A 24,500-nucleotide genomic window follows, 5' to 3' on the forward strand; every position below is an offset into this window, starting at 1 on the left:
GCCGGGCAACGATTTGCCTGCGCACCGACGACGAGTACTGACGGGGCATGTGACCTCCTGATGATCACTCTGCCCTCGACTCTCACAACCGTGGACCAACAACACGGGAACAGATCAACTGGACCACTACAGGGGGCTCACCTCACAGGAACTACGACAAGACCTCGAAATCGCAGTGGCGAGTATCGCGAAACTGACACTCGACAATCACCAGCTGCGCACAGAACTCGAACAAGCTCGACGGATCACCAACAACAGAGCGCGAATTGCATCGGACTCGTCTGAGACAGATACGTTGCAGCTCGGCGCTACGCGGGAGTCTCATTTCTAGAGAAACGAGGCAGGGCAGATCTTGTCTCAGTCGACCGGGGACCACACGAATCTGCTTAACCACGGCCTGGAAGGCACTCAACCAAACGATCGAGCAGGCACACATCGCATCGTTGCGGGCGCTCTTCCAGGTTTGTCGGAACCCGGTGGTCGGCAGTGACCACAGAACTCTGCCCGGCCCAACGCTTTCCAATGTGTCGTACCATTCGCGCAACGGCTCCGCCAGCCTCACGTGCAGTTCGAACGATCGCCGCTGGCGTGTGACATCTCCTTCTTTACGCTTACGCAGCAGCTCTATGGGCGGTATCGACACGAGCACTGCGTCGCTGAACCCCAAGCGCTCAGCCGCGACAGCTTCTCTCACATAACGCAATTCATGCATAAACCTCGACCACGGCGCCGCTCCCACGCGTGCCAGAGACCACGAGTAGTGAAGCGTCACCGGATCGCTATCACAGAGCACCATCTGGCTGTTGCGCTCAATCTCGACGGCTTGCTGCCAGCGCCCAGAGTTGATCTGCACCCAGTAGAGACCCTGTTGGTCTTCGTCGACGCCATCGGGCTCCCGGCCCGTCAGCACCTACTCGGCCACCACCGGCCAAGGCTGTCGCCGACACCAAGTTGTCTTACCGGCCGCACTCGGCCCCTCGACAGCAACGATCACCGATTCATCATCGAGGTAGCTGGTCGCACACTCAACCGCCCAAGCCGCCTGCGCAACTCACTCCGAGTTGCCCTCCGTCAAACAACTCCGCGAAACGGGCCCCGAATGCCGAGCTCCGCCAGGCGCTCGGCGACTGGCCAACGACACCCACTCAGCTGCACCAGCACGAAGTCCACCGCGTCGACCGTCACCGCCGGGGGTCCAGATATCTCGGCAGCCAGATCGGTCATGCGCACCTCAGCGCGCCAATCCCGACACCAACTGACCGTCGCGGCGTCGAGGCTTTCAAAGTGCAGCACCGGCAGGCTCAGCTCAGCGGTTCCCCGCCGCGCCACCTCTGGCCTGCTCACGTAGTCGGCGAGGTCCACAGCAGTCGAGCTCGCGCCGCCGGTGTCACCCACCTGCCACCGCGAGGATGCCGAGCGGTTCAATGACGGACCTACAGCTACGGCCGCGCGCCGCCGTGATCAAAGGCCTGCGGGGAATGGCGGTCATGAAGACTCCGCCTGCCCGAACCGATGTCGGGGTGGATTAACAGCACCCCGAGCGCCGGGCTCCCACACGTTCGGTGAGGCATAGAACCGTTCGATCTCGTCACGAACGTCACTCGAGAGCTCGGTGAGATCAAATGATGCAGTGTGAGACGACCAATCACGTTGCTGCTCACGCCACGTCGCAAAGGTGCGCACTCGTTCTGGGTCCAGCGCCAAGGCGATGGCAACGCCATCGAGGCGAACGGATCCATAGACGTAGATGAGCAGCACCGGCGGTCAGTCCGACAGACTCCAGGTCGTCACCGACGCGTACGTGCATCTCCCAGTGGATGCACGATCCTACATCGTCGGCGCGCGCATCGAGTAAGGCAAGCGTGCTCGATGCAACCCGACCCGAAGATCGTAAGGGCACCTGAAGAGGTTGCAAGGCAACAGTCTGCGGATCAGTTAACGAAAACTGAGACAGACCATTAGGCACCGCCGTGATGGTGTCGCCGAATGGGGGTTGCTGTTTCGTGGGCGACGTGTATTGTGCCCTATATTATATGATAGTGAAGGAGTTCTTATCGCTACCTACACAGCGGCGCATGCCGACCTGGACGCGACACTTCGCCCAGGGAATCCCGACGTCGGCGGGAGTAGCAGTGCACTTCCACCGGCACGCTGCGTAGCGCCGGGGCGTACAAACCTGCAGGGCTTGCCCTTCTCCTTGCCAATTGCGCTCCTGGCCAAGCTTGTTCGCACTGCGGTGAGCTAGATCGAAAAGTCAGTAGAAACCGAGGAAGAGAGGCACGCGTGAGCAGTCTTCAGCGAGAGGAGTTCCGCGTAGCGGGGCTTCCCCAGCCTGTCAGTCACTACACCGACGTAGTACGTAGCGGTGACTTGGCTTTCATTTCGGGCATGATCGCCATAGGTGCAGATGGTCATGTCATCGGCGAAGGCGACGTGACGAAACAGGCAGAGGTCGTCCACGACTACCTGGCACTTGCGTTAGTTGCGGTTGGCAGCTCGTTTGCCGACATCCTGAAAGTGACTGTGTTTCTGACCAATATCGAGGACAGGCACGCCGTCAACCAGGTGCGGCAACGATACTTCGGTCGATCGCGACCGGCGAGCACTCTTGTGCAGATCACTGCCCTCGTTGTGCCGGAGGCAGTTGTCGAGATTGAAGCTGTCGCATCCATCCCACACCGATTCAACTGACGCCGGAGGAATGCGAAGTTATGAGATTAGGAACCATCGACCGACGTGCCGTGATCATCGGAGCCGGCGGGCCGATCGACATTCACCGCGCCAGCGGTGGGGAATTCGGGCCCTCGATGACCTCCGTCCTCGACCGCTGGGACTCTTTTCAGAGTTGGTGTGAAGCAGCGACTCCCGCCGCCGCAGTCGAGCCGGTGCTCGATTCAGAACCGCAGCTGGGACCTCCGGTGTGCGAACCACGCCAGATATTCGCCGTAGGTCTGAACTACGCGGATCACGCGATCGAGGCAAAGCTCGCAACGCCGACATCCCCCTTGATCTTCGCGAAGTTCCCGTCGTCTCTGTGTGGGCCCGATGAAGAGGTCGAGCTGCCCGAAGGCAACGTGGATTGGGAGATTGAGCTCGTCGTGGTCATCGGAGTTACCGGCTACCGAATTCCCCTCGAGCGTGCACTCGACCATGTCGCAGGGGTCATGATTGGCCAAGACCTATCGGAGAGGAAAGGCCAAATGCGCGGCGCACCAGCCCAATTCAGCCTCGCAAAGTCGCATCGTCGATTCGCGCCCACCGGGCCGTACTTCGTGACTCTCGACGAGGCGGGGCCGCTCGACTCGCTGCGCCTGGAGTCTTCTCTTAATGGCGAGGTCGTACAGAGCGGAACAACCGCTGAGTTGATCTTCTCAGTACCCGAAATCGTCGCCCACATCTCACAGACCGCAACCCTGATGCCCGGAGACCTGATCTTTACCGGAACACCAGCCGGTGTCGGAATGGGACGTACACCTCCCCGCTTCCTGTCGGCAGGTGACGTCTTGGTCAGCAAAATCGAGCGCTTAGGGGAAATGACCCAGCGGTTCGTATCGCGTTCGAACGAATTTGCGTCGCAGGTCGACTCCGCAGCTGCGCCGGCCTAAACACGAACCTAGAACGCTTGTTAGCCGAGGCGCTGGGATCCAGCGATTACCGCTCTTGCCAGAAACATCGCGCCGTCTTTAGTTGAATGGAGTGAATTCAGTGACCTTACGAGTTGCCGTTATAGGTGCAGGAATTGGTGGTCTGACCGCAGCAGCCACCCTGCACAGGCGCGGCGTCGATGTCCAGGTGTACGAGCAGGCCTCGGTTCTGACCGAGATCGGCGCAGGGCTGTCGCTTTTCGCGAACGGGCAGCGGGTACTGGTTGAACTGGGTGTACTCGATGGGCTCGATTCTGTGGGAGGCGAGCCCGGTGATGTCGTCATTCGAGATGGCATCAACGGCGACAGGCTGGTCACCCACCCCCTTGGCCGCGACCGGTGGTATCGCACGCAGACGGGGTTTCCTTACCTGGGTATACACCGCGCAGAGTTGCAGAATCGTCTCATCGACGCAGCAGGCGCCGAGAACATTCGACTCGGGCACCGACTCGTCTCCATCGACGACGGTGACGATTCGGTCACGCTGGTCTGGGCTGACGGCACCCGATCCGTTGCAGACGTCGTCATCGGAGCCGACGGAGCGCGCTCCATGGTGCGACGGTGGATGTTCGGGGACGATCGTGCGGTCTACACCGGAAACAGCGGTTTTCGTGGCATTGTGCTCGCCGATGAGGTCCCGTCCCTACAGAACCCCGGGGACCTGCAGTTCTGGGTCGGCTCACACGGCCATCTGCTGCATTTTCCGATCGAACCCGGGGGCAAGTCCCTTACCTTTCTGGCTGCGGTCGAAGAGCCGACAGAGTGGACGCCGAACGTGTGGCGGGTGCCGGCAGCGCCCGAAGAGGCGCTGGCCGCCTACGAGGATTGGCATCCTGCGGTCACCGAAATGATCCGTGCAGCTGCGCCAGTTGAACGGTGGGCGCTTTTCCGAATGGAACCCCTGCCGACGTGGAGCCGTGGGCGAGTGGTGCTGATCGGCGACGCCGCACATACGATGCTGCCGCATCATGGGCAGGGGGCAAACCTGTCCATCGAAGATGCCTACGTACTGTCCAGTCTCTTGGCGGCCGGGGGCTCCATCGAGAAGCAACTCACCGCCTATGAAGGCCTGCGCAAGCGGCGTGCCGAACGCGTGCAACGCATTTGTTGGGAAGCCAACTTCATGCTGCACCTCCCAGAGGATGGAGACGTCGCGGCACGCGACGAAGCATTTGCGCGAATCCCCGCCGACAGCCGGTGGATACACACGTACGACGCCCGGACCTACGTCGACGAAGCCCAATTCTAAGTAGCCGGAAAGGGATCCAAACATGAAGCGAGCATTAATAGCCGCCACGCTAGGCGCGACGTTGGTTCTTCCATCATGCGCCTCTGAAAGCTCTTCGGACCAATCGGCGGATCAGCTGAGCGTGCTGCTCTCGTTCCACGAAGGCCTCTCATGGCTACCGATGCCAATTGCCCAGGAACTCGGGTACTTCGGCGAAGGGTATCAACGTAACATCCAGTCTGCGAACGGATCTGGCTATGTCACACAGCAGATCCTGGCCGGTAACGTGGACGTCGGCTGGGCAGGTGCAAGTGACACGATCGTCGCCTTCTCGAAGGACCAGAAGCTGCGCGCGTTCATGTGCCAACCCCCTGGTGAGCTGTTCCAGATCGTGACGCGCGATGATTCCGACATTGCGCAGGTGTCGGATCTGCGGGGCCGTACCCTCGGCATCACCGAGAAAGGGGGCGGTGAAGAACCTATCGTCAACGCTGCGTTGAACGATGCTGGAATCGATCCGCGCTCCTCCGATATCACAGTCCTGCCGATTGGTGCCGCGGGGCCGCAGACTCTGACCGCCATTCAGAACGGCACAGTGGACGCCTATGCGTCAAGCTACCCCGACATCATATCGCTCCAAGTCGACGGTTTGACGTTGCGGGATATCACTCCGGATAAGTACAAGGGCGTCCCCGGGGATTGTCTGATCACGACAACTGATGTCCTCGACAACCCTAAGAAGCGCACGCAGGTAGAGGAATTTGCGAAAGGCTGGAAGATGGGTGGAACTTTCGCCCTGGCAAATCGCAAGGCTGCCCAGGCGATCGGATGCAAGGCGTACCCAAGCGAGTGTGAAAACGCGGCATTTGCCACGGCGTACGTCAACGAGTTCCTCGATCTCTCCGAAGGAGATGGGAGTGGTCCGTTTGGCTATGTCCCGATCGAAGACTGGCAGACGACGAGTCAGCTGCTGGCGGATTCGGAGATTGTGCCGCCCGGGCTCGACATGAATCTTCTCGCCGGTGGCGATGTAGTGGAGGCGGTGCAGCGCGCAGCAGAGGGATTCGATGTCGAAGCAGTACGTCTGGAGGCTGAGAACTATGGCGGCTGAGCCAAGGTCCACCGTTGTCAGAGGCGGTGAAATACCTTCCAGCACAACGGGGGTTGCGATCCGCAACGTCAGGAAGGCATACGAGACACGAAGCGGCACGGTCGAGGCACTACGCAACGTAAATCTCGATATTGCGCCAGGTGAGTTCGTAGCGTTTGTCGGCCCCAGTGGCTGCGGCAAATCAACGCTGCTGCATATCGTCGCCGGCCTCATCGAGATGTCGCAAGGCGGTGTCACCGTGGGGACTACGCCAGCCAGCGCGGGCAGGCGGGACGTCGGCATCATGTTGCAGAAGGCGGTACTGCTACCTTGGCGAACGGTTCTATCGAATGTGCTGATGCCCATCGAAATTCAGAAGCGCGATGATGCCGTGGCACGACAGCGAGCTATAGAACTACTCGAAGTAATGGGCATCGCCGAGTTCACCAACAAACACGTTTGGGAACTCTCGGGTGGAATGCGTCAGCGTGCAAGCCTGGCCCAGGCCCTGGTCACCGACCCATCCATTCTGTTGATGGATGAGCCGTTCTCTGCCGTGGATGAATTCACACGTGAGCGTCTCAATGTCGAAGTGGCTCGTTTACACGCGGTCCGTGGCAGAACGACGCTGTATGTCACCCACAACATCACTGAAGCCGTATTTCTAGCCGACCGCGTCGTCGTGATGAAACCGAGACCCGGGGAGATCGATGAAATCGTCGATATCGACCTACCCCGACCGCGGACCGGCGAGGTGCTCGAACTCGATCACACCGCCGATCTTGTTACGCGAATCAGGAGGATGATCGGAAAACATGTCTAGTAACCAGGTTTCATCACGCGTAACCGGCAAGCCCGCGCGCCGCGCGTCTGCTCGCGGACTGGAGGAGTCCGGAGCAGCATCGGCGATCTTGCTACCAACCTTGGTTGTGGTCGGTGTACTCGTCCTCTGGGAGTCTGCGGTACGTATCGGGTTAGCCAGTCCGGTCATCCTTCCGCCGCCGACCAAAGTCGCGGTCCGGTTGTCCGAGTTGGCGGGCGAAGGGTTCTTCTGGCAGGCCACCGCCGTGACCATGACCGAAACCATCGTCGGATTCCTGATCGGCAGCGTATTGGCTTGGCTTCTCGGCACCTGGGTCGGGATCGTCGATTCGGCGCGAAAGGCGCTGTATCCGCTGCTAGTTGGCGTGCAGATCATGCCGCGTGTCGCGTTGGCGCCAATCTTTCTAACTTGGTTTGGATTCGGGATTACCTCGAAGATCGTGATGGCGGCGACAATCTGCTTCTTCCCGGTCTTCATCAATGCCGTGGTCGGATTGGAAACAGTGGACCGGGACGCTCGCACTCTCATGAGGTCCATGGGCGCAAGCAAGCTCCAGACCTATCGGATGCTGTCACTTCCCTCGTCGATGCCGCTGATATTCGCAGGTCTGAAGACAGCTATCACTCTCGCACTGATCGGCGCCATCGTCGCCGAGTTCGTCGGTGCTTCACAAGGTATGGGAGTCCTGATTGCCACCTTCAACTTCCAGCTTGATGTCGCATCGAGTTTCGCTGTAATCGTGGCGCTGATGTTCGCCGGCCTGGTGCTGTACGCAATCGTCGACATCGTGGATCGCAAACTGGTCTATTGGCGGTCGCACACGTAATCGTTCCGCGATGGGTTGCAGACATGGGGACATGGCTCAAAGTCATAAAGGAGAGATTGTGCCGATCATTTCCAAGCCAACTGCGCGTGCGCACTCGGGTGGCGGTGGTCGGTCCACAACTTTCGACGCACGCTGCACGATGCGGCACTCATGGCGGAAATTCACAGATTCTGCCGCCAGCGTGAACTATGGACGCTGTTGGCCTTCTCAGCTGGACGTGGCGAAGTGAGTCATCCGAAATCCGGCGCGCTACCCTTCAACTTCGGGCGAGAAGACGTCATCACATATCCAATCACTGCCAAGGGAATTCGCACCCGGGTGGTGGAATCTCACCGCGGGGCCATACCGCTGATCTGTCTGCATGGTGTCGGCTCACGGGCAGACCGGTTCATTCCGGCGATCCCCGGACTGGTAGCGGCGGGCTTTCGCGTATACGCCATCGACTTCCCAGGGCATGGCCTGGCAGACAAATTTGCCGGAATAGACTACCGGGCACGCGGATTAGCTGACTTTGTCGCAGGTGTGCTCGACGAACTGGGGCTAGACCACGTTGTGGTTGCGGGTACGTCGCTGGGTGGACATGTCGCAGCGCGGTTGGCCTGTGACCGCCCGGACCTCGTTTCCGCAGTTGTGCTGATCGGCACGTTGGGTGTCGCCGAATTAGCCGAGGCGAATGCGGTGGATCCAGACAGCGTGGCCAACGGCAGCGAGCAGGCGGTGCGGAACAAGCTGGGTTCTCTGGTTTCGAATCCGACGATGGTGACCGATGCCTGGGTGCGCGAAGAATCGATGATCAACTCTTCCGAGGGTGCCGCTGAGGCCCTGAGAACCGCTGCGGCACTGCTGAATGTGGAAGCCAATGCTGATCGTCAGGATGAACGATTGCGCAACAGGCTGCCTGGTACGCCGGTGCTGATCGTGTGGGGCGAGGATGACCGCTGGACACCACTGTCGATGGGGCGCAGCAGCCACGAATTGTTGCCGGGATCGCACTTTGCGGTCATGCCCGGGTGCGGTCACGTCCCCTACTTCGAGGACCCAGCGTCCTTTGTCGAGATTGTTTCTGGTTTTGCCTTCAAGGAGGGAATTCGATGACTGATCGTTGGCTGTTGATCGAGAACGGCACGGTGATCGATGGCGATGCGAATGCGCCACAGCCGAATTGCGCAGTGCTGGTACGGAATGCACGAGTCGTCAAGATGGGATCGGTTTCCCCCCAGACCGATATTCCACGAGGTGCGTCGGTCGAGGTGATCGATGCCCAGGGTAAGACCGTGATGCCCGGGCTGATCGACATCCATTGCCACATGACCTACGGCTTGGCCCGCACCGAGGAAGAAATCAGCATCTACACACCGCCCGAGCTGCGCACATTGATCGCCGCGGCCAACATTGAGAAGGTGTTGTCAGCCGGGGTGACCAGCATCTCGCAGCCCGGTGGCAGCTATTTCATCGGGGTCGGCCTTCGCGAAGGAATCAAACGGGGGCTGGTCCATGGTCCGCGGATGACCAGTGCCGGCCGGTATCTGACCACGAGTAACGGCCTGACCGACTGGTTCCCCGATGCCACCGGCAACCCTGAATCGAGCATCGGTAAGCTGACCAACACCAAAGACCAGATGGTCGACGAGATTCGCCGCCAGGCCAAAGCCGGCGTGGACCTGATAAAGCTCGCCGACAGTCCGTACGGCGACTTCCAGGCCTTCAGCGACGACGAACTCAAGCTGTGCGCAGATCTGACGCATCAGTTGGGTTTGAAGATCACCATTCACGCTCGCGGGGACGGTGAGATGAATGCTGCTATCAATGCCGGGTTCGACCACATCATGCACGGCAATTACATGTCCGATGCCACCATCGCAAATTTGGCGAAAAGTCAGATTCCGTTGGCTCCGACGCAGGTGTTCATGCACCACATCGTGGAGTTCGCCGACATCTCCGGGCATAGACCGGCGATTGTGGAAGCCACGAAGCGGTTGAACGACACCACGCAGGAGACCCTGCACCGCGCATACGCCGCGGGGGTCAAATTCGCGATGGGCACCGATAGTGGGTTTGCGACGGTGCCCTACGGCGTCTGGCATGGGCGTGAGTTAGAGATGTTGATGCACTACACCGGCATGTCGGCTTTGGAGGCAATTCAGGCGGGGACGAAGCATGGTGCCAACGCTATGGGCCTGCCTGACGATCTCGGGGTGCTTGCCGAGGGCAAGCTCGCCGACATCATCATCGTCAACGGTGATCCGGTGAAGGATATTCGGGTTCTCTATGCCCCTGGCAAAGTCGAGACGGTGATCTTGAACGGCGAGGTGCAGGCATTCCCTGAGGACATTCGCAGCAGGTACCTGCGCAACGACTATCTACCGCATGAGTACGGCTGGGAAGTCCTGTCCTATGAGCGCGCGCTTGAAGGCGGACCCAGACCGACTACACAACTGGATTGGTCTCGCGAGCAGCGTCTCGACGTGGTCAACGACATCCGCAAGAATGAAAGAGTCGGCGCCCAGGCGACTGCTGGCACTGCGGCCAACCTCAACGGTGAAGGTCCGGCCTCCGTGTAACCCGGGTGAACCGCGGCGGAGTTCCTTCAGAATCGAGAGTGCGGGTGGAACCACAAGAGGACCTCCGAGGGAGGGGGGAGCGTTCGAAGACAGCTTGCACTCCACTCGGAGGTTTTCTTGATGTCACCACACTTCGCGCCCAACCTGGCCTCCGTAGTCGGTAGAACGAGGTCGCGTTCCAATACTGCGTTGGCTATTTGGCAGTTTCAGCCATCCTGAAGCTCTCCACGACAGACTTCGTCATCTGCACGCGCCCATCCTCAAGATGCTCGTGCAGCAGAGCACCGCATGTGGAATCGCCTGCCTCCCAAGCCTTTAGAATTTCTTCGTGCTGCACGCCACCGAGGTTTGGGACACAGGGGATCTGATACAGCCGAATTTGGTAGCGCTGGACCTGCTGCCAGATCGGCTCAAGCGTCTTTCGGATCACCGTTGAGGCGGCCGGAAGCACCAAGCTAGCGTGAAAGTCGCGGTGGGCGTCTTGAAACTTTACCGGCTCGTTCATCACATCCAACTTCGCCATCCGTTTGAGCGCGCGACGTGCAGCTTTTTCCTCGCCCGCCGATTTGATTCGGCATGCCTTCGAGACCAGGGCGGGTTCGAGAAGCATTCGCAGTTCATATAGCCCATCGATTTCCGACGCGCTGAGGTCTGCAACGTGGGCACCGCGGTTGGCAACGTGGACAATCAAGCCCTCAGCTTCAAGCGTGCGCAACGCTTCACGCAGTGGAATATGGGATACCTTGTACCTCGCACGCAGTTGGTCGATGACGATCCGCGAGCCCGGCACCATGTCACCGTTGAGGATGCGCTCCCGCAGGCCGGCTGCGACCCGTTGTGTGGCGGTTACCGCCGCTATGTTTGTGTTTGGTTTGAGTACAGCTGCGCTCGTCAGTTGAGTCGGTTCCGGCACAACTTATAGTATATCGTTGCCGACTCCAACGGAATTGCCACCCTGAAACGCCCTGGACCTCCCGGAGGTGATGTGCCCCTGGGTTGCCTTGGCCGCCCTTGTCTCGTTTCTAGTGAAACGAGACAAGGTCTGAGCGCATTTCCAGCCCTCGGCATAACTCCAGTTCGGGGTGTCTCAATTCTTGTCTCATTTCGCGTTTCTTGTCTCATTTCGCGTGTCTCAGATCTGGACTGTCGGGAGTGGGTGAGATGAGACAGTCACCGCGCATGACGGCGATCCTCGGCTACGCCCGAGTTAGCACCACCGGCCGGGACCTCGACGCGTTGGTTCCGTCCGACCACCAACGCAAAGAAATCAACTCAACCCTCCACGCTCCCGAGGCGGTCAGTGGTCAGTTTCAAACCCCATCTATGATGCCGACGGCTACCGGATCGACGACGACCGGATCCGGAGCCACCACGGCGTCAGCACCACCGCTTTCTTGTGGAGCGACGGCACCGACCACTTACCGCGCGCACACGTCCGGTGTGTGTTCGCCGACGACTTCGTCGAAGACGACCTGGACGACGCACACGCCGACAACAACGTCAACGACTGGGTGGACGCCAACGGCGTCCTCGACGCGATCGAAGACGGGGAGGACCCGTTCGCCGACCCCATCACCAACCCCGCCGAGGACCTGTTCTTCCCCGAGCCCGACCTGCTCGGCTGCACACCCGGAGAGATAGTGGCGCAGTTCCGTTCCGAGGTGTCCGCCGAGGCCGTGGCCGCCGTCCTCACCGATCCGCGAGTGGTCGCGGACTGCACAAGTTACGACGACGACCTGATCGACAGTGACCTCAGATACAGCGTCCGGCGAGCCACCGACACCGCCAAGGCGCGGTTGACAGTCATGCGGGTACTCAGCGATCCCGAGCAGCTGTACCGGTTTCACCACTTCGAACCGCAGGAAACCCCCACGGGTTCAATACGGATCGAGCTCCTCACTCAGAAGGCACTCGGTATCGAGCAGGACGTCATCCCAGTCACAAATGAGGATGTCGGTCACTATGTCGACGCACTGAGCTGCTGTCGCCGGCTGCGCAGGTTCCTGGCACATTCGGCCTGAGCTCGCACCGGTGGTTTCTCACACCGGTGGTTTCCAGGGGGCACGCCGGCTTGCTAAGGTGTCGAGGTGCAGCGGGTGCTCCTTCTCGGACGCCGCGGCGGGGTCTGAACCAGACTGGCTACCCGTCGCGGGTGTTTGTCGATGCGCCGGTCTGATGTAAATCCAGACAATCGGAGCAACCACCCATGAGCGAGAACTTCAACCCTGCTGACGCGTTCAGCTCGGTACGCACCATCAACACCCCTGCCGGCGCCCCCAACCCCGGCCAGCCCGCCTGGAACACCCAGCGCGCCTCCTCGATGCCGGTCGACCGGTACCGCACCTTCGCCGACGAGGTCCAGGACGTCACCCTGTCCGATCGCACCTGGCCGGACAAGGTAATCGACACCGCCCCGTCGTGGTGTGCAGTGGACCTGCGCGACGGCAACCAGGCGCTGATCGACCCGATGAGCCCGGCTCGCAAGCGCCGCATGTTCGACCTGCTGGTCCGAATGGGTTACAAGGAGATCGAGGTCGGTTTCCCGTCGGCGTCTCAGACCGACTTCGATTTTGTCCGCGAGATCATCGAGCAGGGCGCCATCCCCGATGACGTCACCATCCAGGTGCTGACCCAGTGCCGGCCCGAACTGATCACCCGCACCTTCGAGGCGTGTGCCGGGGCGCCACGGGCGATCGTGCACTTCTACAACTCGACGTCGATCTTGCAGCGTCGGGTGGTGTTCCGGGCCGACCGTGATGCCGTCAAGAAGATTGCCACCGACGGCGCCCGCATGTGCGTCGAGGAAGCCGCGAAGTATCCCGGCACCGCGTGGCGGTTCGAGTACTCTCCCGAGTCCTACACCGGCACCGAACTGGAGTACGCCGTCGAGGTGTGCAACGCCGTCGCCGAGATCGTGAAGCCCACCCCTGAGGTGCCGCTGATCATCAACCTGCCCGCCACCGTCGAGATGGCCACGCCCAATGTCTACGCCGACTCGATCGAGTGGATGCACCGACATCTGGCCCCGCGCGACTCGATCATCCTGAGCCTGCACCCGCACAATGACCGCGGAACCGCTGTGGCCGCAGCCGAATTGGGCTACCAAGCCGGTGCTGATCGCATCGAGGGTTGCCTGTTCGGCAACGGCGAGCGCACCGGCAACGTCTGCCTGGTGACACTGGGCCTGAACATGTTCAGCCGTGGTGTCGATCCTCAGATCGACTTCTCCAACATCGACGAGATCCGTCGCACCGTCGAATACTGCAACCAGCTGCCTGTCCACGAGCGCCATCCCTACGGCGGCGATCTGGTCTACACCGCGTTCTCCGGCAGCCATCAGGACGCCATCAACAAGGGCCTGGACGCCATGAAGGTCAGTGCGGATGACGTCGGCTCTGACGTCGACGACATCCTGTGGCAGGTGCCGTACCTGCCGATCGACCCCAAGGACGTCGGCCGCACCTACGAGGCCGTCATCCGGGTGAACTCGCAGTCCGGCAAGGGTGGCGTCGCCTACATCATGAAGGCCGATCACGGTCTGGCGCTGCCGCGGCGGCTGCAGATCGAGTTCAGTCAGGCCATCCAGAAGATCACCGATGGCGAGGGCGGCGAGGTGTCCCCCAAGGTCATGTGGGACGCGTTCTCCGAGGAATACCTCAAGCCGGTCAGCCCGCTGGAGCGGATGCGACAGAAGGTCGACGCCGCCGAAGTCGACGGCGGTACCGACACCATCACCGCCGTGGTGAAGATCAACGGCGAAGAGCAGGAGATCGTCGGCGCCGGTAACGGCCCGCTGGCAGCGTTCTGTGATGCGTTGGGCGCCGTCGGTTTTGATGTCAATGTGCTGGATTATTCAGAACATGCCATGTCGGCTGGCGAAGAGGCTCAGGCTGCGGCATATGTAGAGGCCTCGATCGGCGGCAGGACCGTGTGGGGGGTCGGCATCGCCACATCGATCACCACCGCGTCGCTGCGTGCCGTCGTGTCAGCGGTCAACCGGGCCGCGCGGCTGAGCTGAGCCTTCGCGGGCGCCGGCCGATAGGCTGACGTCCGCGTAGATTCGCGCATCCGGCACGTCGGTTAAGGAGAAGCCGAAATGTGGCAATCATTCTGGGATTATTTTTGGTCGCTGATCGTCATTTTTGCGTTCATCGCCTACCTGATGATCCTGTTCAACATCCTCACCGATCTGTTCTGGCGTGACCACACGACCTCGGGCATCGTCAAAGCGATCTGGGTTTTCTTCCTGATCGTGCTGCCGTATGTGACCGCACTGGTCTATCTGGTCGCGCGTGGGAAGGGCATGACCGAGCGGGCCCGCGAAGCCGCTTCGTCAGCCAAACAACAGACCGACGACTACATCAAGCAAGCCGCCGGTCGTTCACCCGCTCAAGAAATTGCCGACGCCAAAGCGTTGCTCGACTCGGGCACTGTTTCGCAGTCCGAGTTCAACGCGCTGAAGGCCAAGGCGCTCAGCTGAAACACCTCCAGTGACCAACGCGCAGCGAGGAACGAGCTGGGCAGAGGAACCGGAAAGTCAAAAAAGAGCAAACTGCTGGCCGTCGGCGGTGGTGTCGGTGAACTGATCGATGCCGGTACCACCGACGACGTCCGCCACGCAGTCCATGAACTCGGCGTCGGATACCACCGGGACGCCGAGCTCACGGGCCAAGAATCCTTTGCCCTGCTCAGGGCTGGCGTCGTTGCAGATCACCAGCGACGTCTCGGGGTCCACGGAGTCGCAGTAGGCCAGCCCGGCGTGCAGGATGCGTTCGACCAGCTCCTCATGGGTGCGGCCGACCTCTGACGACAATGCCACCCGCATACCTTGCACCAGGGGCCGGCCACTGACGTACCGGCCGGGGTTGAGATATGGGCACGGCATCCGTGCGGCAAGCATCTTCAGCGGGCGCAGCTCGTCATGGGTGACGCGGCCGTTGGGCCAGCGTTTGCGGGTGACCGGGCGCACGGGCAGCCAGATGCCGCGCTCCTGGGCGCGTTGCAGTGCCGGCTGCAACACCTGCGCCAGCACCGACGCGTCGTCGAAGGCGTCATGTGGCCGCAGCTGCGCAACTCCCCAGTGCCGGGCCAGGGTCTCCAGTCGAAAGTTCTCGAGTTGCAGGCCCAACCGGCGCGTGAGCTCGACGGTGCACATCACGGTTTCGGTCGGCAGTTCGGCGTCGATCAGCTCGGCTTCGGCAACCAAGAACGAGTAGTCGAAAGCGACATTGTGGGCAACGAGGGTCCGGCCCTTCAGCAGCGCCACCACGTCAGCGGCGATGTCACCGAAGGTGGGCTGGTCCTCCAGCATCTCGGTGGTGAGGCCGTGCACGTGGGTGGGGCCCGGATCCACTCCAGGGTTGAGCAGGCTGACGACGGACTGCTCGACGTGGCCGTCGCTGTCGAGCGCCAGGGCCGCCAGGCTGATCACGCGGGCCTGGCCGGGGCTGAATCCCGTCGTCTCGAGATCCACCACCACCCAGCCGTCCGCCGACGCCCCGTCCACCAACGGGACAGCCGGCCGGCCCCACTCATGCCTCACGCAGCCAGGATGGCACGCAGCCCCGACAAAACCGTGGTCTTCCCCACGCTGTGGAAAACCGTGTCGATTCCAAGAACCCGTCGCCGAACTACACTGCGCGGGTGATCTCACCCCGAGGACGCGTCGCCCTGGCCGCCGGTGCCGGCGCACGCTGGGCGTCGCGTGTCACCGGGCGCGGAGCAGGCGCCATGATCGGCGGCCTGGTCGCGATGACGCTGGACAAATCGATCCTCCGGCAGCTCGGGCGCGGCCGACGTTCCGTCGTCGTCACCGGCACAAACGGCAAGTCCACCACCACGCGGATGACCGCCGCCGCGCTGCAGACCGTCGGCCCCGTCGCCACCAACGCCGAAGGCGCCAACATGGATGCCGGGCTGGTCGCGGCGCTGGCTTCGGCCCGCTCGGCAGGTCTGGCGGCGCTCGAGGTCGATGAGATGCATGTGCCGCATGTGGCGGATGCGGTGGAACCGTCGGTGATCGTGCTACTCAATCTGTCCCGCGATCAGCTGGATCGCGTCGGTGAGATCAACCACATCGAGCGCACTCTGCGCGGCGGGTTGTCGCGGCACCCCTCGGCGACCGTGATCGCCAACTGTGACGACGTGCTCATGACATCTGCGGCCTACGACAGCCCCGACGTGGTGTGGGTGGCGGCCGGCGGCGGCTGGGCCAACGACTCGGTGAGCTGTCCACGCAGCGGCGAGATCATCGTGCGCGACGGCGTTCACTGGTACTCGACGGGAACCGACTTCAAACGGCCCGACCCGCAATGGTGGTACGACGACACGTCGCTCTACGGGCCCGACGGTTTGGTGCTACCGATGTCGCTGGCACTGCCCGGCGCGGTGAACCGGGGCAACGCCGCGCAGGCGGTGGCGGCGGCCGTCGCGTTGGGCGCTTCTCCGGTTGAGGCCGTCGCGGCGGTGTCGGCTGTCGACGAGGTGGCGGGCCGCTACCGAACTGTGCGAGTGGGCGCGCACACGGCGCGGATCCTGCTGGCCAAGAACCCGGCCGGCTGGCAGGAGGCGCTGTCGATGATCGACAAGCAGGGTGCCGGGGTGGTCATCGCGGTCAACGGGCAGGTACCCGACGGCGAAGACCTGTCCTGGCTGTGGGATGTGCGCTTCGAGGATTTCGAAGGTACCTCGGTGGTGGCCGCCGGCGAACGCGGCACCGATCTTGCGGTCCGGCTGGGCTATGCCGCAGTGGAGCACACCCTGGTGCACGACACCATGGCCGCAATCGCCTCCTGCCCGCCCGGGCATGTCGAGGTGATCGCCAACTACACCGCGTTCCTGGCACTCAACCGGGTGCTCTCATGACGGTACGGATCGGGCTGGTGCTCCCCGATGTGATGGGCACCTACGGTGACGGCGGCAACGCGGTGGTGCTGCGGCGCCGGCTGCTGATGCGCGGGATCGACGCCGAGATCGTCGAGATCACGCTGGCCGATCCGGTACCGGACTCGCTGGATTTGTACACCCTCGGCGGCGCCGAAGACTACGCCCAGCGGCTGGCCACCAAACACCTGCTGCGCCATCCGGGATTGCAGCGGGCAGCCGAGCGTGGAGCTCCGGTGCTGGCCATCTGTGCGGCCATCCAGGTGCTCGGGCATTGGTATGAGACCTCGGCCGGTGAGCGCGTCGAAGGTGTCGGGATGCTGGATGTGACCACCTCACCGCAGGAGTCTCGAACCATCGGCGAAGTAGCCGGCACACCCTTGATCGACGGGTTGTCAGAACCGCTGACCGGCTTCGAAAATCACCGTGGTGGAACGGTTCTGGGTTCAGCTGCGCGTCCCCTGGCGGCAGTCACCAAGGGTGCGGGCAACCGCGCGGGCGACGGCTACGACGGGGCCGTGCAGGGCAGTGTGGTGGCCACCTATCTGCATGGGCCGTGCCTGGCACGCAATCCGGAATTGGCCGATCATCTGCTGACGCAGGTGGTCGGTGCTCTCCCGCCCCTGGAGATGCCCGAGGTAGAGCAGCTGCGGCGCGAGCGCCTGGCCGCTCCCCGCCGGGTCTAAGCCGCCCGATCCGGGTTGCGGTTGCGGTTGCGCCCAACCTCATCCGGGTTGCGCCCAACCTCATCCGGGTTGCGCCCAAACTCACGAAACGGCGCGAAAGTGCGAGACAAATGCGCCAGTCCGTCGATCTCGGCGCCGCCCCGCCGACGGTGGAGCTCGTAAACCCGCCGCAGAACCTCCGCGGGCTTGTCTTCCTTGATCACGCGAACCACCTCCCAGCCGTGGCGCGCCACCCTGGGTAGTCGTCTGAGATCGCGGACATAGCTCGGCCGGTCGATGCGGTGATGATCTCCGTCGTACTCGACCGCCACCTCGAGATCGCGCCAACCCATGTCCAGGAACGCGAAGGGAATGCCGTCGTCGCACACCGGGACCTGAGTTTGCGGGATCGGAAAACCGTTGTCGATCAACAAGAGTCGCAACCAGCTCTCCTTCAGCGACTCGGCCCCGGCATCAACCAGCGGCAGCAAATCCCTCAGCTGTCTGACTCCGCGGACCGGGCCATAGCGGTGCATCAGCCCGTCGACGTCGGCGGCGGCAAACGGCGCGACACGCATCAACGCGTCCAGCCGACCCAGCGCGTCGAAACGGTGTCGGTACCTCGCGAGATCAAATGCGGTGCGGGCAGGGGTGGTCACCGGCAGCCCGTCGACGACCATGATCTCGTCGTCACCGAGCCGGTCATCTCGGACGATCAATCCTCGTTGTCGCCGCCGATCATGAACCAGGACCTCGATGTTTGCCACGTCATCGACCCACTCGGCCCCGTGCCAGGCCGATGCTGCCAGTCCGGCGATGACCCCACGGCGATCCGTTGTCAGCCACGCAGCCCAGATTCGCTCTCGCAAAGTGAGAACCGCGTTCTTCGGGGAGTACACACCTCGAAACACCGGCCGATACCAACGGCGCAGTTCGTGACGGCGCATGCCGTCGCCCAGCGCTTCCCGGCCCAGGAATATCTCAGTCATGCGGGGATGGTGAACCGCAGCCCCGACAAGTGGCGCCCAGACCGACGAAATGGCGGAAGTTACTCACAACTTTGCGCCAGTTTGTGAGTTTGGGCGTAACTGGGAGCCCGCCCTGGGGTCAGACCATGGCGCGGCGGCCGGCCAGGGCGCGGCCCAGGGTCAGCTCGTCGGCAAACTCCAGGTCACCGCCCATCGGCAGACCCGAGGCGATCCGGGTCACCGTCAGCCCCGGGATGTCACGCAGCATCCGCACCAGATAGGTGGCGGTGGCTTCGCCCTCGGTGTTGGGGTCGGTGGCGATGATCACCTCGGTGATGTCCACACCGTCCACCCGTTCACCGATCCGATTCAACAGTTCACGGATGCGCAGTTGCTCGGGGCCGATTCCCGACAGCGGGTCCAGCGCCCCACCAAGCACGTGATAGCGGCCGCGGAACTCCCGGGTGCGCTCCACCGCCTGCACATCCTTGGGTTCCTCGACCACACACACCATCGTGCCGTCGCGGCGCGCATCTCCGCAGATCCGGCAGCGCTGGGCATCGGAGACGTTGCCGCACACCTCGCAGAAGGTGACACCATCCCGGATCCGGCCCAGCGCCGCCGTCAACCGGTCTATGTCCGGCGGTTCCACCGACAACAGGTGGAAGGCGATGCGCTGCGCGCTCTTGGGACCGACGCCGGGCAGCTTGCCCAGCTCATCGATCAAATCCTGAACAGGACCTTCAAACATCCCGGGACAGTCTCAGAATCCCGGAAGACCGAGGGCGTCACCCATGCCGGCCAACGGACCCAGCCTGCTCTGCGCCAGCGCGGTCACCTGGCTGGACGCATCCGCCAGCGCACCGACGATGAGGTCCTGCAGGGTTTCGACATCCTCGGGATCCACCACCTTGGGATCGATCGCCACACCGACGACCTGACCGCTGCCCTTGATGGTCACCCGAACCAGTCCACCACCGGCCTGACCCTGTACCTCGGTGTTGGCGAGCTGCTCCTGGGCGTCGAGCAGCTGCTGCTGCATCTGCTGAGCCTGCGCCAGCAGAGCCGACATATCGGGCGTGCCTCCGGGCTGCATGACTGGTCCCTTCCGATCTTGGTGACGACTTCCGTACTTGAGTGACGACTTCCGTACTTGAGTGTCGATTTCCGTACTTGAGTGTCGATTTCCGTAACTTGGTGACGATTTCCGCTTTGGTGACGATGTGGTCTCGACTTGGTTGCGCCTGCGCCGAGACGGGCGTTAGACCTTTCAAGCCTAGACGCCTTGCAGCTACGGTGGCGCCGTGCCAGTGCCAGCCCGTCTGCGTGTCGGCGCCGCGATGGTCAGCGGTGTCCTCATCGCCGCCAGCGTGTCCATCACCACCGCGACGCCGGCGGCGAGCGCACCGGCAAATATCGCGGGCAAAATCGTGTTCCTCGATCCCGGCCACAACGGCGCCAACGACGCGTCCATCAACCGGCAGGTCAACAACGGTCGCGGTGGCACCAAGGAATGCCAGACCAGCGGCACCTCCACCGACGAGGGCTACCCCGAACACAGCTTCACCTGGGAGACCACGCTGCGGGTCCGGCAGGCGCTGAACGCGCTCGGGGTGCGTACCGCCATGTCCCGCGGCAACGACAACGCGCTGGGGCCATGCGTGGACGAACGCGCCGCGATGGCCACTGCGCTGCAGCCCAACGCGATCGTCTCGATCCACGCCGATGGCGGGCCCTCCACCGGCCGCGGTTTCCACGTGCTCTATTCGGCGCCGCCCCTGAACAACGCCCAGGCCGGCCCCTCGGTGCGGTTTGCGCAGATGATGCGCGACCAGCTGCAGGCCTCGGGGATCCCGCCGGCGAACTACATCGGCTCCGGCGGGCTCAACCCCCGATCCGACATCGCCGGGCTCAACCTGGCCCAATACCCGTCGATCCTCGTCGAGCTGGGCAACATGAAGAACCCGGCCGACAAAGCGCTGATCACCACGCCGGAGGGCCGGCAAAAGTATGCCGACGCGGTGGCCCGCGGCATCGTCGCCTTCTTGCAGACGGGTTAGCTCTCGAGCTGCGCTTTCAGTTTCTCCAGTACCTCAGCCTGGATCTTCTTCAGCCCGAGCGGGGCGAAGGTCTTCTCGAAGAAGCCTTTGACCCCGCCGGCACCGGTCCAGGTGGTCTTGGTGGTGACGGTCGCGCCGGTCCCGGCCGGTGCCACCGTCCAGTTGGTCACCAACGACGAATTCTTGTCCTTCTCGATGACCGTCCGGCCCGCCACGTCGACGGAAGACTCGATCACCCGGGAACGGGACTTGGTGGCCTGCAGTTTCCAGGTGACGACGGTGCCGGCACCTTGTCCACCCTCGAGCACCCGGTACTCGCTGTAGTGCGGGGAAAGGATCTTGGGCCGGACGTTCTCGTAGTCGGAGACAGCGGCGAGCACTGCCTCCGGCGTGGCGTTGATCAGGACCGTACTGGCAGCGCTGACCTGTCCCATCAGGTAAAACTCCTCTGTCGCGGGATCGCGGGCGATCCATGTCACAGCCGTGCAGTCGCATCGGTTGCGGTCGCCGACTAGCGTATATGCGTGTCTGTACCCGTGACCGACGCACAGTCCGCTCACGCCGCCGGCGTGAGGCGGCTCCTCGCGAGCTACCGCGCTATTCCGTCGAGTTCAACCGTCCGGCTGGCAAAGCCGACATCCAATCTGTTCCGGGCCCGCGCCGAACGGGACGCGCCCGGACTCGACACGTCGGGGCTCACCGGGGTCCTCGCCGTCGACCCGCAGGCCCGCACCGCCGACGTTGCCGGGATGTGCACCTACGAGGATCTGGTGTCGGCGACCCTGCGCTACGGCCTGACCCCGCTGGTGGTTCCCCAGCTCAAGACGATCACTCTCGGTGGCGCTGTGACCGGCCTGGGCATCGAGTCGGCGTCGTTCCGCAATGGACTGCCGCACGAGTCGGTGCGGGAGATGGACATCCTCACCGGCACGGGCGAAATCGTGACGGCCTCACCGGAGCAGCACCGGGATCTGTTTCGATCATTCCCGAATTCCTATGGCACACTCGGCTATTCGGTGCGGCTGCGGATCGAGCTGGAGGCGGTCAAACCGTTCGTCGAGCTGCGGCACCTGCGGTTCCACAGTCTGGCTGACCTGATCGCCGCGATGGACCGCATCATCGAAACCGGTGGCCATGACGGCCATCGGGTGGACTACCTCGACGGCGTGGTGTTCAGCGCCGACGAATCGTATCTGGTGTTGGGAATCCACACCGCCACAGCAGGTCCGGTCAGCGACTACACCGGCAGCCAGGTCTACTACCAGTCGATCCGCCATCCGTCCGGGGAGAAGCACGACCGGCTCACCATCCACGACTACCTGTGGCGGTGGGACACCGATTGGTTCTGGTGTTCAAGGGCTTTCGGTGCACAGGATCCGCGGATCCGGCGCTGGTGGCCCCGGCGATACCGTCGCAGCAGCTTCTACTGGAAGTTGATCGGTTACGACCGGCGTTTCGGCATCGCCGACCGGATCGAGAAGCATCACGGCAGGGCCCCGCGAGAGCGGGTGGTCCAGGACATCGAGGTCCCGATCGGTCGCACTGCCGATTTCCTCGACTGGTTCCTGACCAACGTCCCGATCACTCCGGTCTGGTTGTGTCCGTTGCGTCTCCGCGGTCAGGACGAATGGCCGCTGTACCCGATCCGGCCCGGACACACCTACGTCAACGTCGGCTTCTGGTCCTCGGTACCAGCGGGCCGGGAGGAGGGCTACACCAACAAGCTCATCGAACGGAAAGTCAGCGAGCTCGGCGGGCATAAATCGCTGTACTCCGATGCATTCTATTCAAAAGAAGAGTTTGACGACTTGTATGGCGGCGAGGCTTACAAAACCGTCAAGAAGACCTACGATCCTGATTCACGGCTGCTCGATCTTTTTGCGAAGGCGGTGCAACGACGATGACGACCATCAAAGATCCTTCCCTGGACAGATCCGGAAAGCTCACGCTCGCCGAGATCCTGGAAATCCTCACCGACGGCAGCGAACTGCCGTTGAAATTCAATGCCTACGACGGAAGTTCCGCCGGGCCCGACGAGGCCGCGCTCGGTTTGGAATTGTTGACACCACGGGGCACCACGTACCTGGCGACTGCCCCCGGCGACCTGGGGTTGGCACGTGCCTACATCTCGGGGGACCTCGAGACCCGTGGCGTGCACCCGGGGGATCCGTACGAACTGCTGAAAGCGCTGTCCGAGAAGCTGCAGTTCAAGCTGCCCCCGGCACGCGTGGTCGCCCAGATCATCCGCTCGATCGGCATCGAACACCTCAAACCGATCGCGCCCCCTCCGCAGGAGGCGCTGCCTCGGTGGCGTCGGGTGGCGGAAGGCCTGCGGCACAGTAAGACTCGTGACGCCGAGGCGATCCATCACCACTACGACGTCTCGAATGCCTTCTACGAGTGGGTACTCGGCCCGTCGATGACCTACACCTGCGCCTGCTATCCCGACCTCGATGCCTCGCTCGAGGAAGCTCAGGACAACAAGTACCGGTTGGTGTTCGACAAGCTGCGGCTCTCCCCGGGAGACCGGCTGCTCGACGTGGGCTGTGGCTGGGGCGGAATGGTTCGGTACGCCGCGCGTCGCGGGGTGCGTGTCATCGGTGCGACGCTGTCGGCGGAGCAGGCCAGGTGGGGTCAGCAGGCAATCGTCGACGAGGGCTTGACCGATGTGGCCGAGGTGCGCCACAGCGACTACCGCGACGTGCGTGAATCCGGGTTCGACGCGGTGTCCTCGATCGGGCTCACCGAGCACATCGGCGTACACAACTACCCGTCGTATTTCCGTTTCCTGCAGTCGAAACTGCGCACCGGCGGGCTGTTGCTCAACCACTGCATCACCCGTCCCGACAACCGCGCAGGTTCACCGGCCGGGGGTTTCATCGACCGCTATGTCTTCCCGGACGGCGAGCTGACCGGTTCGGGTCGGGTGATCGCCGAAGCCCAGAACGTGGGGCTGGAAGTGCTGCACGAAGAGAACCTGCGCCAGCACTATGCGATGACGTTGCGGGACTGGTGTGCCAACCTGGTCGAACACTGGGACGACGCGGTTGCCGAGGTCGGCTTGGCGACGGCCAAGGTCTGGGGGCTGTACATGGCGGGCTCACGCCTGGGTTTCGAGACCAATGTGGTGCAGTTGCACCAGGTCCTTGCCGTGAAGCTGGACGCCGAGGGTTCCGACGGCGGTCTTCCGATCCGCCCGTGGTGGCAGGCCTGACCCGGTTGGGTCAGAACGGTGACGACGGTGGCTCGATCTTGCGGGCGCCCAACTCACTCTGCAACAGCTCCAGCGCCACTTCCTCGGGGTCACGGCGCGGCGTCGATACCGAATCGGCGGCTTCGGCCAGCATGGCGTCTTCCTCCGCGCGCTCCGCGGCCTGACGGTCGGCCTGCGCGGCAACCTTCTCGGCGGTGGGTTCAGCGGCCGGCGCCGGCGCTCCCGCGGGGCCACCCGGGTCGCACCGGACCCGCCAGTTGACCCCCAGCGCGTCCTTGAGGGCTTCGCGGATGACGTCGGTGTTTCGCTGTTCGGAAAGCCGTTTGGCCAACGGAGCCGACTCGTGGGACAACACCAGGGTGTCACCGTCGATGGCCAGCACGGTCGCACCGGTGAGCATCACCTCGGTGGTACGGCTGCGCTGGCGGACCTTCTCACGCACCGTGGTCCACATGCTGCGGACCGCGGCGGCGTCGGGTTGGCCGGGCGCGGACGGGCGGCTCGGCTCTGCCGGTGGAGGCGTCGGCTCGGCCCGCGGC

The 24,500-nt window shown here is 62.9% G+C and carries 22 protein-coding genes and 3 pseudogenes; 16 read left to right on the forward strand and 9 right to left on the reverse strand.

Annotated features, from left to right (window positions below; translation table 11 throughout):
• Positions 1 to 151: 151 nt before the first annotated feature.
• Together WBB07_RS26735 and WBB07_RS26740 are read right to left on the reverse strand one after the other, a co-directional pair.
• On the reverse strand, positions 152 to 910 hold the full coding sequence (locus tag WBB07_RS26735; RefSeq protein WP_526312304.1) for a hypothetical protein: 759 nt from the start codon (positions 908 to 910) through the stop codon (positions 152 to 154).
• Positions 911 to 1,071: 161 nt separating this feature from the next.
• Positions 1,072 to 1,395 carry a hypothetical protein gene (locus WBB07_RS26740; protein ID WP_526312306.1) on the reverse strand — a complete coding sequence of 108 codons (324 nt, stop codon included), beginning with the start codon at positions 1,393 to 1,395 and terminating at the stop codon, positions 1,072 to 1,074.
• An 888-nt stretch (positions 1,396 to 2,283) separates the two neighbouring features.
• Here WBB07_RS26740 and WBB07_RS26745 point away from each other — a divergent pair.
• From WBB07_RS26745 to WBB07_RS26780, 8 genes are all read left to right on the forward strand, one after another.
• Positions 2,284 to 2,691 (forward strand): RidA family protein, encoded by a 408-nt coding sequence (locus WBB07_RS26745; protein WP_526312308.1) that lies wholly within the window; start codon positions 2,284 to 2,286, stop codon positions 2,689 to 2,691.
• A 50-nt stretch (positions 2,692 to 2,741) separates the two neighbouring features.
• On the forward strand, positions 2,742 to 3,605 hold the full coding sequence (locus WBB07_RS26750; RefSeq protein WP_526312310.1) for a fumarylacetoacetate hydrolase family protein: 864 nt from the start codon (positions 2,742 to 2,744) through the stop codon (positions 3,603 to 3,605).
• A 100-nt stretch (positions 3,606 to 3,705) separates the two neighbouring features.
• A complete protein-coding gene (locus WBB07_RS26755; protein ID WP_526312312.1) occupies positions 3,706 to 4,893 on the forward strand; it encodes an FAD-dependent oxidoreductase in 1,188 nt (395 codons plus the stop codon).
• A 22-nt stretch (positions 4,894 to 4,915) separates the two neighbouring features.
• Positions 4,916 to 5,983 carry an ABC transporter substrate-binding protein gene (locus WBB07_RS26760; protein ID WP_526312314.1) on the forward strand — a complete coding sequence of 356 codons (1,068 nt, stop codon included), beginning with the start codon at positions 4,916 to 4,918 and terminating at the stop codon, positions 5,981 to 5,983.
• The gene (locus WBB07_RS26765; protein ID WP_526312316.1) at positions 5,973 to 6,785 is read left to right on the forward strand and encodes an ABC transporter ATP-binding protein; all 813 of its coding nucleotides are present in this window, start codon (positions 5,973 to 5,975) and stop codon (positions 6,783 to 6,785) included. Before WBB07_RS26760 ends, WBB07_RS26765 begins: the two co-directional genes overlap by 11 nt.
• On the forward strand, positions 6,778 to 7,611 hold the full coding sequence (locus tag WBB07_RS26770) for an ABC transporter permease (RefSeq protein WP_526312318.1): 834 nt from the start codon (positions 6,778 to 6,780) through the stop codon (positions 7,609 to 7,611). Before WBB07_RS26765 ends, WBB07_RS26770 begins: the two co-directional genes overlap by 8 nt.
• A gap of 150 nt (positions 7,612 to 7,761) precedes the next feature.
• Positions 7,762 to 8,706 (forward strand): alpha/beta fold hydrolase, encoded by a 945-nt coding sequence (locus tag WBB07_RS26775; RefSeq protein ID WP_526312320.1) that lies wholly within the window; start codon positions 7,762 to 7,764, stop codon positions 8,704 to 8,706.
• A gap of 14 nt (positions 8,707 to 8,720) precedes the next feature.
• Positions 8,721 to 10,172, forward strand: coding sequence for a metal-dependent hydrolase family protein (locus WBB07_RS26780; RefSeq protein WP_526312322.1), 1,452 nt, complete (start codon positions 8,721 to 8,723; stop codon positions 10,170 to 10,172).
• A gap of 193 nt (positions 10,173 to 10,365) precedes the next feature.
• Here WBB07_RS26780 and WBB07_RS26785 read toward each other — a convergent pair whose 3' ends face one another.
• A complete protein-coding gene (locus WBB07_RS26785) occupies positions 10,366 to 11,085 on the reverse strand; it encodes a GntR family transcriptional regulator (RefSeq protein ID WP_526312324.1) in 720 nt (239 codons plus the stop codon).
• Positions 11,086 to 11,614: 529 nt separating this feature from the next.
• Between WBB07_RS26785 and WBB07_RS26790 the strand changes: the two genes are divergently transcribed.
• From WBB07_RS26790 to WBB07_RS26800, 3 genes are all read left to right on the forward strand, one after another.
• Positions 11,615 to 12,193, forward strand: coding sequence for a hypothetical protein (locus tag WBB07_RS26790; protein ID WP_526312326.1), 579 nt, complete (start codon positions 11,615 to 11,617; stop codon positions 12,191 to 12,193).
• 185 nt (positions 12,194 to 12,378) lie between these two features.
• Positions 12,379 to 14,190, forward strand: coding sequence for a 2-isopropylmalate synthase (leuA, locus tag WBB07_RS26795; protein ID WP_526312328.1), 1,812 nt, complete (start codon positions 12,379 to 12,381; stop codon positions 14,188 to 14,190).
• A 78-nt stretch (positions 14,191 to 14,268) separates the two neighbouring features.
• A complete protein-coding gene (locus tag WBB07_RS26800) occupies positions 14,269 to 14,652 on the forward strand; it encodes a hypothetical protein (protein WP_526312330.1) in 384 nt (127 codons plus the stop codon).
• 57 nt (positions 14,653 to 14,709) lie between these two features.
• Here WBB07_RS26800 and WBB07_RS26805 read toward each other — a convergent pair whose 3' ends face one another.
• On the reverse strand, positions 14,710 to 15,714 hold the full coding sequence (locus tag WBB07_RS26805; RefSeq protein WP_526312332.1) for a DEDDh family exonuclease: 1,005 nt from the start codon (positions 15,712 to 15,714) through the stop codon (positions 14,710 to 14,712).
• A gap of 101 nt (positions 15,715 to 15,815) precedes the next feature.
• On the opposite strand from WBB07_RS26805, the gene WBB07_RS26810 reads away from it, so the two are divergent.
• Positions 15,816 to 17,036 (forward strand): MurT ligase domain-containing protein, encoded by a 1,221-nt coding sequence (locus WBB07_RS26810; protein ID WP_526312334.1) that lies wholly within the window; start codon positions 15,816 to 15,818, stop codon positions 17,034 to 17,036.
• Positions 17,033 to 17,740 carry a type 1 glutamine amidotransferase gene (locus WBB07_RS26815; protein ID WP_526312336.1) on the forward strand — a complete coding sequence of 236 codons (708 nt, stop codon included), beginning with the start codon at positions 17,033 to 17,035 and terminating at the stop codon, positions 17,738 to 17,740. The genes WBB07_RS26810 and WBB07_RS26815 overlap by 4 nt, the downstream gene beginning before the upstream one ends.
• Before the next feature lie 92 nt (positions 17,741 to 17,832).
• On the opposite strand, the pseudogene WBB07_RS26820 reads toward WBB07_RS26815, so the two are convergent.
• From WBB07_RS26820 to WBB07_RS26830, 3 genes and pseudogenes are all read right to left on the reverse strand, one after another.
• Positions 17,833 to 18,708 (reverse strand): annotated as a pseudogene (locus WBB07_RS26820) (type IV toxin-antitoxin system AbiEi family antitoxin); the annotation flags it as partial.
• 118 nt (positions 18,709 to 18,826) lie between these two features.
• On the reverse strand, positions 18,827 to 19,438 hold the full coding sequence (gene recR, locus WBB07_RS26825) for a recombination mediator RecR (RefSeq protein ID WP_526312338.1): 612 nt from the start codon (positions 19,436 to 19,438) through the stop codon (positions 18,827 to 18,829).
• 45 nt (positions 19,439 to 19,483) lie between these two features.
• Positions 19,484 to 19,783 (reverse strand): annotated as a pseudogene (locus WBB07_RS26830) (YbaB/EbfC family nucleoid-associated protein); the annotation flags it as partial.
• 214 nt (positions 19,784 to 19,997) lie between these two features.
• Between WBB07_RS26830 and WBB07_RS26835 the strand changes: the two are divergent.
• On the forward strand, positions 19,998 to 20,747 hold the full coding sequence (locus WBB07_RS26835) for an Rv3717 family N-acetylmuramoyl-L-alanine amidase (RefSeq protein WP_526312346.1): 750 nt from the start codon (positions 19,998 to 20,000) through the stop codon (positions 20,745 to 20,747).
• Here WBB07_RS26835 and WBB07_RS26840 read toward each other — a convergent pair.
• Positions 20,744 to 21,181, reverse strand: a complete 438-nt coding sequence (locus tag WBB07_RS26840; RefSeq protein WP_526312340.1) for an SRPBCC family protein — start codon at positions 21,179 to 21,181, stop codon at positions 20,744 to 20,746. The genes WBB07_RS26835 and WBB07_RS26840 overlap by 4 nt on opposite strands.
• Positions 21,182 to 21,271: 90 nt before the next feature.
• On the opposite strand from WBB07_RS26840, the gene WBB07_RS26845 reads away from it, so the two are divergent.
• Positions 21,272 to 22,651 carry an FAD-binding oxidoreductase gene (locus WBB07_RS26845; RefSeq protein WP_526312342.1) on the forward strand — a complete coding sequence of 460 codons (1,380 nt, stop codon included), beginning with the start codon at positions 21,272 to 21,274 and terminating at the stop codon, positions 22,649 to 22,651.
• Entirely contained in the window at positions 22,648 to 23,961 is a 1,314-nt protein-coding gene (locus WBB07_RS26850; RefSeq protein ID WP_526312344.1) for an SAM-dependent methyltransferase, read from the forward strand. Before WBB07_RS26845 ends, WBB07_RS26850 begins: the two co-directional genes overlap by 4 nt.
• 10 nt (positions 23,962 to 23,971) lie before the next feature.
• On the opposite strand, the pseudogene WBB07_RS26855 reads toward WBB07_RS26850, so the two are convergent.
• Positions 23,972 to 24,500 (reverse strand): annotated as a pseudogene (locus WBB07_RS26855) (DNA polymerase III subunit gamma/tau); the annotation flags it as partial.

It is taken from the genome of Mycobacterium sp., from assembly GCF_049647605.1.
Taxonomy (GTDB): domain Bacteria; phylum Actinomycetota; class Actinomycetes; order Mycobacteriales; family Mycobacteriaceae; genus Mycobacterium.

Excerpts from the sequence above, each read along its gene's own strand:
- leuA (WP_526312328.1), top strand. The coding sequence starts at position 12,379 with ATGAGCGAGAACTTCAACCCTGCTGACGCGTTCAGCTCGGTACGCACC.
- WBB07_RS26775 (WP_526312320.1), top strand. The coding sequence starts at position 7,762 with ATGGCGGAAATTCACAGATTCTGCCGCCAGCGTGAACTATGGACGCTG.
- WBB07_RS26815 (WP_526312336.1), top strand. The coding sequence starts at position 17,033 with ATGACGGTACGGATCGGGCTGGTGCTCCCCGATGTGATGGGCACCTAC.
- WBB07_RS26760 (WP_526312314.1), top strand. The coding sequence starts at position 4,916 with ATGAAGCGAGCATTAATAGCCGCCACGCTAGGCGCGACGTTGGTTCTT.
- WBB07_RS26800 (WP_526312330.1), top strand. The coding sequence starts at position 14,269 with ATGTGGCAATCATTCTGGGATTATTTTTGGTCGCTGATCGTCATTTTT.
- WBB07_RS26770 (WP_526312318.1), top strand. The coding sequence starts at position 6,778 with ATGTCTAGTAACCAGGTTTCATCACGCGTAACCGGCAAGCCCGCGCGC.
- WBB07_RS26840 (WP_526312340.1), bottom strand. The coding sequence starts at position 21,181 with ATGGGACAGGTCAGCGCTGCCAGTACGGTCCTGATCAACGCCACGCCG.
- WBB07_RS26765 (WP_526312316.1), top strand. The coding sequence starts at position 5,973 with ATGGCGGCTGAGCCAAGGTCCACCGTTGTCAGAGGCGGTGAAATACCT.
- recR (WP_526312338.1), bottom strand. The coding sequence starts at position 19,438 with ATGTTTGAAGGTCCTGTTCAGGATTTGATCGATGAGCTGGGCAAGCTG.
- WBB07_RS26850 (WP_526312344.1), top strand. The coding sequence starts at position 22,648 with ATGACGACCATCAAAGATCCTTCCCTGGACAGATCCGGAAAGCTCACG.